The organism is Microbacterium sp. (assembly GCF_031178525.1).
In the GTDB taxonomy this organism is placed as follows: Bacteria; Actinomycetota; Actinomycetes; order Actinomycetales; family Microbacteriaceae; genus Microbacterium.
The window spans coordinates 1-11,901 of sequence record NZ_JAPSJA010000063.1; the positions used below are offsets into that span (position 1 = coordinate 1).

At 68.8% G+C, this 11,901-nt stretch carries 12 protein-coding genes; 7 read left to right on the forward strand and 5 right to left on the reverse strand.

Going from position 1 to position 11,901, the window contains the following annotated elements; genetic code table 11:
* On the reverse strand, window positions 1-1,109 hold a 1,109-nt coding region (locus tag RIF89_RS06125; RefSeq protein WP_309068259.1), incomplete at its 3' end, for an alpha-amylase family glycosyl hydrolase.
* A gap of 198 nt (window positions 1,110-1,307) precedes the next feature.
* Between RIF89_RS06125 and RIF89_RS06130 the strand changes: the two genes are divergently transcribed.
* The 5 genes from RIF89_RS06130 (at window position 1,308) to RIF89_RS06150 (ending at window position 6,744) form a co-directional block, all read left to right on the forward strand.
* Window positions 1,308-1,901: an ATP-dependent Clp protease proteolytic subunit gene (locus RIF89_RS06130; RefSeq protein ID WP_309068249.1), complete on the forward strand. Its 594-nt coding sequence runs from the start codon at window positions 1,308-1,310 to the stop codon at window positions 1,899-1,901.
* Window positions 1,902-1,939: 38 nt separating this feature from the next.
* Window positions 1,940-2,608 (forward strand): ATP-dependent Clp protease proteolytic subunit, encoded by a 669-nt coding sequence (locus RIF89_RS06135; protein WP_309068250.1) that lies wholly within the window; start codon window positions 1,940-1,942, stop codon window positions 2,606-2,608.
* A gap of 121 nt (window positions 2,609-2,729) precedes the next feature.
* Window positions 2,730-4,193, forward strand: coding sequence for an APC family permease (locus RIF89_RS06140; protein ID WP_309068251.1), 1,464 nt, complete (start codon window positions 2,730-2,732; stop codon window positions 4,191-4,193).
* A gap of 111 nt (window positions 4,194-4,304) precedes the next feature.
* Window positions 4,305-5,576 (forward strand): ATP-dependent Clp protease ATP-binding subunit ClpX, encoded by a 1,272-nt coding sequence (clpX, locus tag RIF89_RS06145; protein WP_309068252.1) that lies wholly within the window; start codon window positions 4,305-4,307, stop codon window positions 5,574-5,576.
* Between the two features lie 55 nt (window positions 5,577-5,631).
* The gene (locus RIF89_RS06150; protein WP_309068253.1) at window positions 5,632-6,744 is read left to right on the forward strand and encodes an epoxide hydrolase; all 1,113 of its coding nucleotides are present in this window, start codon (window positions 5,632-5,634) and stop codon (window positions 6,742-6,744) included.
* Between the two features lie 3 nt (window positions 6,745-6,747).
* Here RIF89_RS06150 and RIF89_RS06155 read toward each other — a convergent pair whose 3' ends face one another.
* Both RIF89_RS06155 and RIF89_RS06160 read right to left on the reverse strand, forming a co-directional pair.
* Window positions 6,748-7,326 (reverse strand): hypothetical protein, encoded by a 579-nt coding sequence (locus RIF89_RS06155; protein ID WP_309068254.1) that lies wholly within the window; start codon window positions 7,324-7,326, stop codon window positions 6,748-6,750.
* A gap of 64 nt (window positions 7,327-7,390) precedes the next feature.
* The gene (locus RIF89_RS06160) at window positions 7,391-9,454 is read right to left on the reverse strand and encodes a M3 family metallopeptidase (RefSeq protein ID WP_309068255.1); all 2,064 of its coding nucleotides are present in this window, start codon (window positions 9,452-9,454) and stop codon (window positions 7,391-7,393) included.
* On the opposite strand from RIF89_RS06160, the gene RIF89_RS06165 reads away from it, so the two are divergent.
* On the forward strand, window positions 9,453-10,139 hold the full coding sequence (locus RIF89_RS06165; protein WP_309068256.1) for a helix-turn-helix domain-containing protein: 687 nt from the start codon (window positions 9,453-9,455) through the stop codon (window positions 10,137-10,139). The two genes, RIF89_RS06160 and RIF89_RS06165, sit on opposite strands and share 2 nt — an antisense overlap.
* Complete coding sequence (locus RIF89_RS06170; RefSeq protein WP_309068257.1) at window positions 10,136-10,363, forward strand: hypothetical protein; 228 nt, start codon at window positions 10,136-10,138, stop codon at window positions 10,361-10,363. Before RIF89_RS06165 ends, RIF89_RS06170 begins: the two co-directional genes overlap by 4 nt.
* A gap of 48 nt (window positions 10,364-10,411) precedes the next feature.
* Here the strand turns inward: RIF89_RS06170 and RIF89_RS06175 are convergent, their stop codons facing one another.
* Window positions 10,412-10,654: a hypothetical protein gene (locus tag RIF89_RS06175; protein ID WP_309068260.1), complete on the reverse strand. Its 243-nt coding sequence runs from the start codon at window positions 10,652-10,654 to the stop codon at window positions 10,412-10,414.
* Window positions 10,654-11,901: class I tRNA ligase family protein (locus RIF89_RS06180; RefSeq protein ID WP_309068258.1), on the reverse strand; the 1,248-nt coding region annotated here is incomplete at its 5' end. The genes RIF89_RS06180 and RIF89_RS06175, both read right to left, overlap by 1 nt.

Consider the following 11,901-nt stretch of genomic DNA (forward strand, 5'->3'; position numbering starts at 1 on the left):
ACCGGATCCTGCTGCACGAGCTCGAAGAAGGTCGAGAGCCGGTCGACGTCGTAGAACTCGCGAGCGAGCGCGGCTGCGAGATCGAAGCGGAAGCCGTCGACGTGCATCTCCGTCACCCAGTAGCGCAGCGAGTCCATGATCAGCTGCAGCGAGTGCGGATGGCGCACGTTCAGGGTGTTGCCCGTGCCGGTGTAGTCCATGTAGTACTGCGGGTCGTCCTCGACGAGCCGGTAGTACGCCTCGTTGTCGATGCCCTTGAACGACAGCGTCGGGCCGAGGTGGTTGCCCTCCGCGGTGTGGTTGTAGACAACGTCCAGGATGACCTCGATGCCGGCGGCATGCATCGCCCGCACCATCGCCTTGAACTCCTGCACCTGCTCGCCGCGGTCGCCGCTCGAGGAGTACTCGTTGTGCGGCGCGAGGAAGCCGAGCGTGTTGTAACCCCAGTAGTTGCGCAGGCCCTTCTCGAGCAGGACCGAGTCCTGCACGAACTGGTGCACGGGCATGAGCTCGATCGCCGTGACCCCCAGTCGCTTCAGGTGCGAGATGACCGCGGGGTGCGCGACGCCGGCGTAGGTGCCGCGCTGGGCCTCCGGGATCTCGGGGTGCAACTGCGTCAGGCCCTTCACGTGCGCCTCATAGATCAGCGTGCGGCTGTAGGGGATGCCGGGGCGGCGGTCGCCGCGCCAGTCGAAGTAGGGATTGATCACGACTGAGCGCATGTTGTGCGCGGCGGAGTCGTCCTCGTTGCGCACCTCGGGGTCGTTGAAGTCGTGGTCGAACAGCGACGGGTCCCAGTCGATCGAGCCGGACAGCGCCTTGGCGTACGGGTCGACGAGGAGCTTGCTGGGGTCGCAGCGGTGACCCGCGGCGGGGTCGAACGGTCCGTGCACGCGGTATCCGTACTCCTGCCCGGGACCGACGTCCGGCAGGTACGCATGCCAGACGTTCGCGTCGACCTCGGTGAGGCGCACTCTCGTCTCGGTGCCCGCGTCGTCGAACAGACACAATTCGACCTTCTCGGCGATCTCGCTGAACAGCGCGAAATTCGTGCCGTCGCCGTCGTATGTCGCGCCGAGCGGATAGGCCCGTCCTGGCCACGTCTCCATGTTCACCTGCCGTTCTCATGTGTGAGCCGGGACAGCTCTTGCGGCGACGCTAACCCGGGAGGCGGCGTGGAGAAAAGGGCTTGCCCCGTGCCCCGCCGACGGGTAGGCGAGGGTCACCGTATGCCCACGGCGAACACGCGCGAGGGCCGGATACCCCGCCGGTAGGGTCATATCGACGCCGCACCGAATGGAGTGAGAATGCCCGAACCGCTGATGGCACAGAGTGTCTTCGACCGGCTGCTGAAGGACCGCATCATCTGGCTTGGCTCGGAGGTGCGCGACGACAACGCCAACGAGATCTGCGCCAAGATCCTGCTGCTCGCCGCCGAGGACTCGCAGAAGGACATCTATCTGTACATCAACTCGCCCGGCGGATCCATCACGGCCGGCATGGCGATCTACGACACGATGCAGTTCGTGCCCAACGACATCGTCACGGTCGGCATCGGCATGGCCGCGTCGATGGGCCAGCTGCTGCTGACCAGCGGCACGAAGGGCAAGCGCTACATCACCCCGAACGCGCGAGTCCTGCTGCACCAGCCGCACGGCGGCTTCGGCGGCACCGCGAGCGACATCCAGACCCAGGCGCAGCTGATCCTCGACATGAAGCGCCGTCTCGCCGAGATCACCGCGGCGCAGACCGGCAAGTCGGTCGAGCAGATCAACGAGGACGGCGACCGCGATCGCTGGTTCTCGGCGGACGAGGCCCTCGAGTACGGCTTCGTCGACCACATCCGCGAGCACGCCGTGGACGTGACGGGCGCGGGCGGCACCGACCGCGACGCCAACTGACCGCCGGGTATCTGAGCACAGAGAAGGACGTACACACGATGCACACCCCCTACACCGGCCAGACGTCGCCTCAGGGACTGCAGCTGCCGAGCAGCCGCTACATCCTGCCCCAGTTCGAGGAGCGCACGGCCTACGGCTACAAGCGCCAGGACCCGTACAACAAGCTGTTCGAGGACCGCGTGATCTTCCTCGGCGTGCAGGTCGACGACGCCTCGGCCGACGACGTGATGGCGCAGCTGCTGGTGCTCGAGAGCCAGGACCCTGACCGCGACATCATCATGTACATCAACTCGCCGGGTGGATCGTTCACGGCGATGACCGCGATCTACGACACGATGCAGTACATCTCGCCCCAGATCCAGACCGTGGTGCTGGGTCAGGCGGCGTCCGCCGCCGCTGTGCTGCTGGCCGCCGGCGCGCCGGGCAAGCGACTCGCCCTCCCGAACGCACGCGTGCTGATCCACCAGCCCGCCGTCGGCGAGGCGGGTCACGGTCAGGCCTCGGACATCGAGATCCAGGCGGCCGAGATCCTGCGCATGCGGACGTGGCTGGAGGAGACGCTCGCGAAGCACTCGAACCGCTCGGTCGAGCAGGTGAACAAGGACATCGACCGCGACAAGATCCTGAGCGGACGGGAGGCCGTCGAGTACGGCCTCGTCGACCAGGTGCTCACGACGCGCAAGCGCCAGCCCGCGATCGCCAAGTAATCGCGACCGAGACGCCCCGGAACCGCCGCGCGCGGTCCGGGGCGTCTCGTCATGTCGTCGGTAGTATTCCCTGACCACGGCCCCGGCGACGATGCCCGGGCCACGTCTGGGAGGCGGCGGCATGACGGAGCGCGCGACGACGGGACACCGCGACGGGGTCTTCGAGAAGGCGATGGGATCGATCGACGCCCTGTTCGTGGGCTTCGGGGCGATGATCGGGTTCGGGTGGATCACGCTCACCGGCGGCTGGCTCGCGGACGCCGGCACGTGGGGAGCGATGCTCGCGTTCGCCGTCGGAGGCGGCATCATGATGCTCGTCGGCCTCGTGTACTCCGAGCTCGTGTCCGCCATGCCGCGCGCGGGCGGTGAGCACAACTACCTCATGCGCGGGATGGGGCCGCGCTGGTCGCTCATCGGATCATGGGCGATCACAGGCGGGTACATCACCGTGATCCTGTTCGAGGCGGTCGCGACCCCGCGCACGTTCGACTACCTGTTCCCGGGGCTCGGATCGCTGCTTCCGCTGTACTCCGTGGCCGGGTTCGAGGTCGGGCTGGTGTGGGCGCTCGTCGGCGTCGTCGCTGCGGTCGTCGTGACTTGGATCAACTACCGCGGCGTCAAGCTCACGTCGCTCGTGCAGACCTTCGTCGTGTCCTTCCTGCTGCTCGTGGCGCTCGTGCTGGTGCTCGGCGGCGCGGTGGGCGGCGACGTGGCGAACACAGAGCCGCATTTCGCGGGCGGGTTCGCCGGCTTCGCCGTCGTGCTCGGTGCCGTGCCCTTCCTGTTCGTCGGGTTCGACGTGATCCCGCAGGCGGCGGAGGAGATCGCGGTGCCGCCGAAGAGGATCGGCCGTCTGCTGATCACGTCGGTCGTGATGGCCGTCGTGTTCTACCTCGTGGTCATCTACGTCACGTCGCTCGCGCTGCCGGCGGGCGATCTCGTCGAGTTCGATCTCGTCACCGCCGACGCCCTCGCCGCCATGCTCGGCGCCGACTTCTGGGGCCGTGTCGTGATCGCCGGCGGACTCGCCGGCATCCTCACGTCGTGGATCGGGTTCCTGCTCGGCGCGTCACGCCTGCTGTGGGCCATGTCGGTGTCGGGCATGATCCCCGCGTGGTTCGGACGGATCCACCCGCGCTACAGGACGCCGTCGAACGCGATCCTGTTCATCGGCGCGCTGTCGGTCGCGGCGCCGTTCTGCGGCACCGCCATGCTCGGCTGGGCGGTCGACGGCGGCTCCCCCATGATCGTGCTGGCCTACGCGCTCGTCGCGCTGTCGTTCTGTCTGCTGCGGATCAAGGACCCCGGCATGGCGCGCCCGTTCCGCGTCGGGCGGGGCAGCGCGACCGGCATGGCGGTCGGCGTCGCCGCCCTCGTGCTGTGCGTCATCCTGTTCCTGCTCTACATCCCGGGTCTCACGCCGATCAGCATCACGCTCGCATGGCAGTCCTATCTGATCTTCGGGCTCTGGATGCTCGTCGGCGCCCTGTTCGCGTTCCGGCTGCCGGGCGGCATCAAGGCGGGGCCGGACACCGAGGCGATCCTGTTGACGGAGATCGCGGCGCGGCGGCGGGGGCCGTCCTGAGCCCGAACGAGACCGGACCGACACGCGAAACGAGGCCCGGTGCCGTCCCGGTGTCGTCGGCAGCGGTTAGGCTCATGAGGACTCGAACGGAAAGGTCCGAGGAGGACACGCATGGCACGCATCGGTGAGAGCGCCGATCTCTTCAAGTGCTCCTTCTGTGGCAAGAGCCAGAAGCAGGTGCAGCAGCTGATCGCCGGTCCCGGCGTGTACATCTGCGACGAATGCGTCGAGCTGTGCAACGAGATCATCGAGGAGCGCATGGCCGAATCGGCCGGCTCCGGCGAGGTCGCCGAGTTCGATCTGCCGAAGCCGCGCGAGATCTTCTCGTTCCTCGAGGAGTATGTCGTGGGTCAGGAGGCCGCCAAGCGCGCTCTGGCCGTCGCGGTCTACAACCACTACAAGCGCGTGCGCTCGCACGGCGAGCTCAAGCCGGCCGACCAGAAGGCCGAGGACGTCGAGGTCGCCAAGAGCAACATCCTGATGCTCGGGCCGACGGGTTGCGGCAAGACCTATCTCGCGCAGACGCTCGCGAAGCGCCTCAACGTGCCCTTCGCGGTCGCGGATGCCACCGCGCTGACCGAGGCCGGTTACGTCGGCGAGGACGTCGAGAACATCCTGCTCAAGCTGCTGCAGGCCGCCGACTTCGACGTCAAGCGCGCCGAGACCGGCATCATCTACATCGACGAGGTCGACAAGATCGCCCGCAAGGCCGAGAACCCGTCGATCACGCGCGATGTGTCGGGCGAGGGAGTCCAGCAGGCGCTGCTCAAGATCCTCGAGGGCACGGTCGCGTCCGTGCCGCCGCAGGGCGGCCGCAAGCACCCGCACCAGGAGTTCATCCAGATCGACACGACGAACGTGCTGTTCATCGTGGCCGGTGCCTTCGCAGGCCTGGAGGACATCATCTCCGCCCGCGTGGGAAAGCATGGCGTCGGCTTCGGCGCACCGCTGCACGACAAGAACGACGACAGCGCGCTGTTCAGCGAGGTGCTGCCGGAGGATCTGCACAAGTTCGGCCTGATCCCCGAGTTCATCGGCCGCCTTCCCATCGTCGCCTCCGTCCAGCCGCTGGATCAGGACGCGCTGATGGAGATCCTCACCGTGCCGCGCAACGCGCTGGTGAAGCAGTACCAGCGGATGTTCGAGCTGGACGGTGTGCAGCTGGAGTTCGAGGAGGAGGCGCTCCGAGAGATCGCCGACCTGGCGGTGGAGCGCAAGACGGGCGCGCGCGGTCTGCGCGCGATCCTGGAGGATGTGCTCGGCCCCATCATGTTCGACATCCCCTCGACGGAGGACGTCGCGAAGGTCGTGGTGACGCGCGCCGCCGTGGCCGAGGGCGCCGAGCCCACCCTGGTCTTCGCCCGGAAGAAGAAGTCGGCCTAGACGTCCTCGCCACGTGCGACCGCCCGTGTCGGTGGTCGGCGGTAGCGTCCGCGACATGAGCGTCATCCGGCCGTTCCGCCTGCACGTTCCCGACGAGCAGCTCGCCGATCTGCGCCAGCGGCTGATCCGCGCCCGGCTGCTGCCCGACTCGCCGCGTCGCATGCCGTCCGGCATGACGACGGCGTGGCTGCGGGATCTCGTCGACACCTGGATCGATTGGGATTGGCGGGCTCGTGAGCGGTGGCTCGCCTCCTTCCCGCAGTTCCTCGCGGACGTGGAGGGCACGACGATCCACTTCGCGCACCTGCGGGCGCAGCGGGCCGACGCGCCGGCCCTGCTCGTCATGCACGGATGGCCGCACACGTTCGCGCTGCAGCTCGATTTCGCGGCACGGCTCCCGGACCTCCATGTCGTGGTGGCGAGCCTGCCTGGATTCGCGTTCTCGGCGGCGTACGCCGACGGGCCGGCGGATGAGACGCGCTTCGCCGACACGATGCACCGGCTCATGACGGACGTGCTCGGCTACCGCGCGTACCTGACGTACGGCGAGGACGTCTCGGCCAACGTGAGCGACCTGATCGCGGCGACCCACCCGGACGTGGTGACGGGGATCGTCGCGACACATGCCCACTTCGGCACCCCGCAGGAACGCGAGGTCTCGGATGACCCGGATGTGCGCGCGTTCTTCGCGCGCCTCGACGCCGAGCACGGACCGAACGGGTCGTACGGGCACGTGCAGTGGGCGCGGCCCGACACACTTGCCGCCGCGCTCAACGACTCGCCCGCGGGGCTGCTGGCGTGGATCGCCGAGAAGCTGGCCGAGTGGTCCGACACGTCCGGCGACGATCCATCTGCCCTCGAGGCGGTGATCTCGCGCGAGCGCATCCTGACGGAGGCGATGATCTACTGGGTCACGCAGAGCATCGGCACATCGTTCCGCCCGTACTACGAGGGCGCCGATACGCCCGGGCCGACGCCCCCGGTGTCGGTGCCCGCCGCCGTGTACATCCAGCGGCACGAGCACGACTACCCCGAAACCCTCGCGCGCTCCTTCTATCGCGACCTGCGCACGTTCGAGCGCCTCGATCGTGGCGGTCATTTCACGATCGCCGAGGTGCCGGAGGCGATGGCCGAGCGCGTGCGCACCTTCGCGGCGTCGCTCGCCTGATGGTCAGGGCTTGCCGACGGCGAGCCGCTCGCGCACGGCGGGGTCCTCGTCCAGGAACGGGAGTTCGGCGGTCGCGCCGACCGCATCGAAGTAGCGGCTGAGGAAGCAGCGGAAGGACGCCGCGTACGCGATGTCGGCGATGTTCAGGTCGGTGAATCCCACCGCACGGAGGCGATCGATGTCCGCCGCCCGGATGCGCGACGCGTCGATCGCGATCTGCTCCGCGTAGTCGAGCATCGCCACGTCCCGTTCGCTGAGCCCTGCACTGCGGTGATCCGTCTGGATGGCAAGGGCCTGCTCGCGCCCCACGAATCGCGTGACACCGCGGAAGTAGACGTGACTGCAGTAGCTCGAGGGCACATGCTTCGCGACGACGAGCGTGATCATCCGGAACGCCGCGAGCCCCAGCGAGAAGCCGTCGCGCAGCTGGTTGAGCAGTCGGTCCACGGGTACGAGCATGTCGGGGCGCGCGGACAGGGCACGCGTCGCGTTCATGACCATGCCCATGTCGGCGCGTTCTCGCGCGTACGCCTCCGCGATCTCTCCCGTCGCCTCGCCGTCGGACACCGTCTTCAGGTACATGTCGGCCTCCCGCCTCCTGTCTCTGCGCGAAGCGTAGACCTGGGCGGGGCGTCCTCGACAGGCCTCAGGCGTCCAAACCGCGTCGCTTCAGCAGCGGCGTGATCTCGGCGTCGCGACCACGGAAGTCGCGGTACGCCTCGAGAGGATCCCTCGAGCCGCCGACACCCAGCAGGCTCTCGCGGAAGCGGTCTCCATTGGCGCGGGTGAGGCCGCCGTTCGCACGGAACCACTCCACGGTGTCGGCGTCGAGCACCTCGGCCCAGATGTACGAGTAGTACCCGGCGCTGTAGCCGCCGGAGAAGACGTGCGCGAAGTAGGTCGATGAATAACGCGGGGGCAGTGCCGGATCATCCAGGCCGATGTCCGCCAGAGCGGCCGCCTCGAACGCGGCGACATCCGCGACGGCCTCCGCCTCGTCGCGCGACAGCGAGTGCCAGGCCTGGTCGAGCCAGGCCGCGGCCAGATACTCGCTCGTCGCGAAGCCCTGATTGAACGTCTCGGTGGCGCGCAGGCGCTCGACCACGTCGGCGGGAAGCGGCTCGCCGGTCTCGTGGTGGACGGCATACTCGGCGAGCACCTCCGGCCACAGGATCCACATCTCGTTGACCTGACTGGGGAACTCCACGAAGTCGCGGTGCACCGCGGTGGCGGCGAAATGCGGATACGTCACGGTGGCGAACAGGCCGTGCAGCGCGTGACCGAACTCATGGAACAGCGTCGTGACCTGATCCAGCGTCAGCAGCGTCGGATCGCCGTGCGCCGGCTTGGGGACGTTGAGGTTGTTCACGACGACCGGACGCGTGCCTCGCAGCGCGGACTGCTTCACGATCGAGTTCATCCAGGCGCCGCCGCGCTTGGTGTTGCGCGTGTAGAGGTCGAGCACGTACAGGCCGAGCGCGGATCCGTCCTCGTCGAGAACCTCGAACGTGCGGGCGTCGGGGTGATACGAGGGGATGTCGGCGCGCTCGCGGAACGTGATGCCGTAGAGCAGCGTGGCGGCGCGGAAGACGCCGTCGCGCAACACCCGCTCGGCCTCGAACCACGGACGCAGGGCAGCCGTGTCGATCTCGTACTCGGCGGTGCGCACCTTCTCGGTCCAGTACGCCCAGTCGTGCGCCGCGAGCGCGTACGGCTCGGGCTCGGTCTCGTCGATCAGCCTCTGCAGTGCGGCCTTCTCGGCCCGCGCGTTCCGAGCGGCCGGCGCGGCGAGCTCGCGCAGCAGGGCGTGAACCGCCTCCGGCGTGGCAGCCGTCTGGTCGGCCGTGACGTACGCCGCGTGCGACGGGTAGCCGAGCAGCTCGGCCCGTTCCGCGCGCAGACGCGCGATCTCGCGCAGCACGTCGCCGTTGTCGTGCTCGTCGCCGCGGGAGGCCCGCCCGCGAGAGGCCGTCATGATGCGCTCGCGCGAGGCGCGGCTGCGCAGCTGTGAGAGGTACGGATGACCGGAGAACAGCGTCAGCGTGATGAGCCAGCGACCGTCGAGCCCGCGCTCCTTCGCGGCTTCGGCCGCGGCGGAGAGCTCGCCCTCGGTCAGGCCGTCGAGCTCGGCAGCATCGTCGAACACGACGGCGAGCGCATTGGTGTCGGCGAGCAGGTTCTTCTCGAACAGGGTCGTCAGCTCCGACAGACGCCGGTTGAGCTCCGTCAGCCGGACCTTTGCGGAGTCGTCGAGTGCGGCGCCCGCGTGCGTCATCTCGCGGAAGTGCCGCTCGACGAGGCGGCGGCTCTCCGCGTCGAGCGCCAGATCGTCGAGGCGCTCGTGCAGCGTGCTCACCCGCGCGTACAGGCGTCCGTCGAGCTGGATCGCGTCGGTGTGCGCGGACATCAGCGGAGCGAGCTGCTCGTCGATCGCCTGGATCGCGGGCGTCGCGTCGGCGGAGCTGACCGTGAAGAACGCGAGGACCACGCGCTCGAGCTGGGCTCCGGATCGTTCGAGCGCGAGCATCGTGTTGTCGAACGTCGGGGGCTCCGGCTGCGATGCGATGGCCTCGATCTCCTCGCGGTGCGCCGCGAACGCCTCCGCGAACGCCGGCAGGTAGTGCTCGGGTTCGATCGCCGCGTAGTCGGGCACGCCGTAGGGAAGGGGCGACGGGGCGAGCAGTGGGTTGAACGCGGGGACGTCGGTCATGCCATCCACCCTAATCGCAGGCAAGGAAACGTTTGCAAAGGAATCCTTGCAAACGAACCTTTGCAAGCGTATCGTCGTCGCCATGAGCGACGAACAGCCTTCCGACGAGCGGGGCCCCCGGGTCCTCGACACCGCCGCGCTTCGCGCTGTCGCGCATCCTCTTCGCATCAAGATCCTGGATCTTCTCGCTGCGCACGGTCCGCAGACGGCGAGCAGGCTCGCAACGCTCACGGGGGAGTCGTCGGGATCGACGAGCTATCACCTGAGGATGCTCGCGCGCCACGAGCTCGTGCGCGAGGTCGAGGGCCGCGGCGGCCGAGAGCGGTGGTGGGAGCGGCCACGCGGAGGCATCTCGTTCGGCGACGAGTCGGTGCGTGATTCGCCGGCCGGCAGGGCCGTTCTGCAGGTGGCCGTGGGGGAGTACCACCGCGCGCGATCCCAGACCGCTTTCGAGTACTTCACTCGGCTTGCCGACGATGAACCCAGGGAATGGCGCAACGCCAGTCTCTCCATGACATCCTCCGCCCGCCTGACGGCCGCGCAGATGGCGGAACTCGGCGAACGCCTGCGGACCGTGCTCAGCGACTACGTGGAGGCGCACAGCGATCAGGAGGGCGATGCTTTGCGCGCGGTCAACGTCAACATCGACCTCTTCCCGCTCAAACCCCTCGGAGGTGCCTCATGACCGCGGTCACGCTTCACCCGCCGACCACGGCGATCCCGTCGCTGCGCATCACGACGAGCGAGCGGCTCGCGCTGCGCGCGGCCGATGCCGTCGCGGCGTATGTCCATCGTCGAGCGATGCGACGCGACGCGCGCCTGCTCGCGGATCTCGAGCGGGAGCGACTGCTCGCAGCCAGTCGGCTGGCTGCCATGCGCGCCATGGCCCTCGACGTGCCGCGACGGTGACGACGAAGGGCCGGAGGGAAGACCCTCCAGCCCTTCGCCGCGGGCGACTCAGCGCTCCTCGTCGTCCATGCCGTCGATGTGGCCGACGACCGCCAGCCCGTCGGCGTCGAGCGTCACCGTGACGCCCGTGTCCAGCTCCGCGATCGGCCGACCCTCGAGCCAGGTCAGCGTCCACCCGGGCTTGGGGCCTTCCGGAAGGTGCGCCTCGACCTGCGCGATGGTCTCGTGCAGTTCCGCCGGTACCGACGCCGGCGGCTGCGATCCTGCGGTCCAACGGGTTCCGAGCTGCATCATGCCTCCGTCTCCGCGAGGTCGATCCGCGTGACCGCGAACTCCTCGCCGTCGCTGATCTCCAGGTCGTGGATCCTGCCCACCGCCTTCAGGTCCCCGTCCACCAGACGGAGCGCCGCGGCGGTCGCCGCGGGTGCGGTGATCGAGGCGTGGGCCACCGGGGTCTTCTGCGACGCCTTCGCCTCGGTCTTCGCGCGGCGGATGCCGATCAGTGCCTCGCTCGCGGCGGCGAGCACCGCCGCATCGCCCGCGATGCCGGACGCTGCCGGCCATGGGGCGGTGTGCACCGATCCCTCCCGGAACCACGACCAGGTCTCCTCGGCGGCGAACGCGAGCACGGGAGCGAACAGCCGGATGAGCGTCTCGAGCGCCGTGCGCAGCGCGAGCGCGGCGGAGGCCTGGCCCGGGTTCGCCTCGTCGTATGCGCGCTCCTTGACGAGCTCGAGGTAGTCGTCGCAGAACGTCCAGAAGAAGGACTCCGTCAGCTCGAGCGCGCGGGCGTGGTCGAACGCGTCGAGCGCCGCGGAGGCGTCCGTCACCACGCGGTCGAGCGTCGCGAGCATCGACAGGTCGAGCGGCTCGGTGATCGCAGCCCCCTCGGGGACGGGGAAGCCGAGCACGAACTTCGCGGCGTTCAGGAGCTTGATCGCGAGACGGCGCCCGATCTTGATCTGCGTCGGGTTCTGCGGATCGAACGCGGCGTCGGTGCCGAGCCGGCTGGACGCGGCCCAGTAGCGCACCGCATCCGATCCGTGCTGCGCGAGGACGTCCGCGGGCGTGACGACGTTGCCCTTCGACTTCGACATCTTCTTGCGGTCGGGATCCACGATGAAGCCGGAGATCGACGCGTTCGCCCAGGGGGTCCGGTCGTCCTCGAGCGCACTGCGCAGCAGCGTCGAGAACAGCCACGTGCGGATGATGTCCTGGCCCTGGGGGCGGACGTCGAACGGCGCGACGAGGTTCCACAGCTCCTCGTCGCGCTGCCAGCCGCCCACGATCTGCGGCGTCAGCGACGAGGTCGCCCAGGTGTCGAGCACGTCGGTCTCGCCGACGAACCCGCCCGGCACGCCGCGCCGATCCTCCGAGTACCCGGCGGGAGCGTCCGTCGACGGGTCCACGGGGAGCTGCTCGGGTGTCGCGTACAGCACCTCTCCCTGCTCGCCGTTCTCGTCGAGCGTGTACCAGACGGGGATCGGGACGCCGAAGAACCGCTGGCGCGACACCAGCCAGTCACCGGTGAGCCCGTT

Coding starts and splice junctions, on each gene's coding strand:
- RIF89_RS06130 (WP_309068249.1), top strand. CDS start 1,308: ATGCCCGAACCGCTGATGGCACAGAGTGTCTTCGACCGGCTGCTGAAG.
- RIF89_RS06135 (WP_309068250.1), top strand. CDS start 1,940: ATGCACACCCCCTACACCGGCCAGACGTCGCCTCAGGGACTGCAGCTG.
- RIF89_RS06140 (WP_309068251.1), top strand. CDS start 2,730: ATGACGGAGCGCGCGACGACGGGACACCGCGACGGGGTCTTCGAGAAG.
- clpX (WP_309068252.1), top strand. CDS start 4,305: ATGGCACGCATCGGTGAGAGCGCCGATCTCTTCAAGTGCTCCTTCTGT.
- RIF89_RS06150 (WP_309068253.1), top strand. CDS start 5,632: ATGAGCGTCATCCGGCCGTTCCGCCTGCACGTTCCCGACGAGCAGCTC.
- RIF89_RS06155 (WP_309068254.1), bottom strand. CDS start 7,326: ATGTACCTGAAGACGGTGTCCGACGGCGAGGCGACGGGAGAGATCGCG.
- RIF89_RS06165 (WP_309068256.1), top strand. CDS start 9,453: ATGCCATCCACCCTAATCGCAGGCAAGGAAACGTTTGCAAAGGAATCC.
- RIF89_RS06160 (WP_309068255.1), bottom strand. CDS start 9,454: ATGACCGACGTCCCCGCGTTCAACCCACTGCTCGCCCCGTCGCCCCTT.
- RIF89_RS06170 (WP_309068257.1), top strand. CDS start 10,136: ATGACCGCGGTCACGCTTCACCCGCCGACCACGGCGATCCCGTCGCTG.
- RIF89_RS06175 (WP_309068260.1), bottom strand. CDS start 10,654: ATGCAGCTCGGAACCCGTTGGACCGCAGGATCGCAGCCGCCGGCGTCG.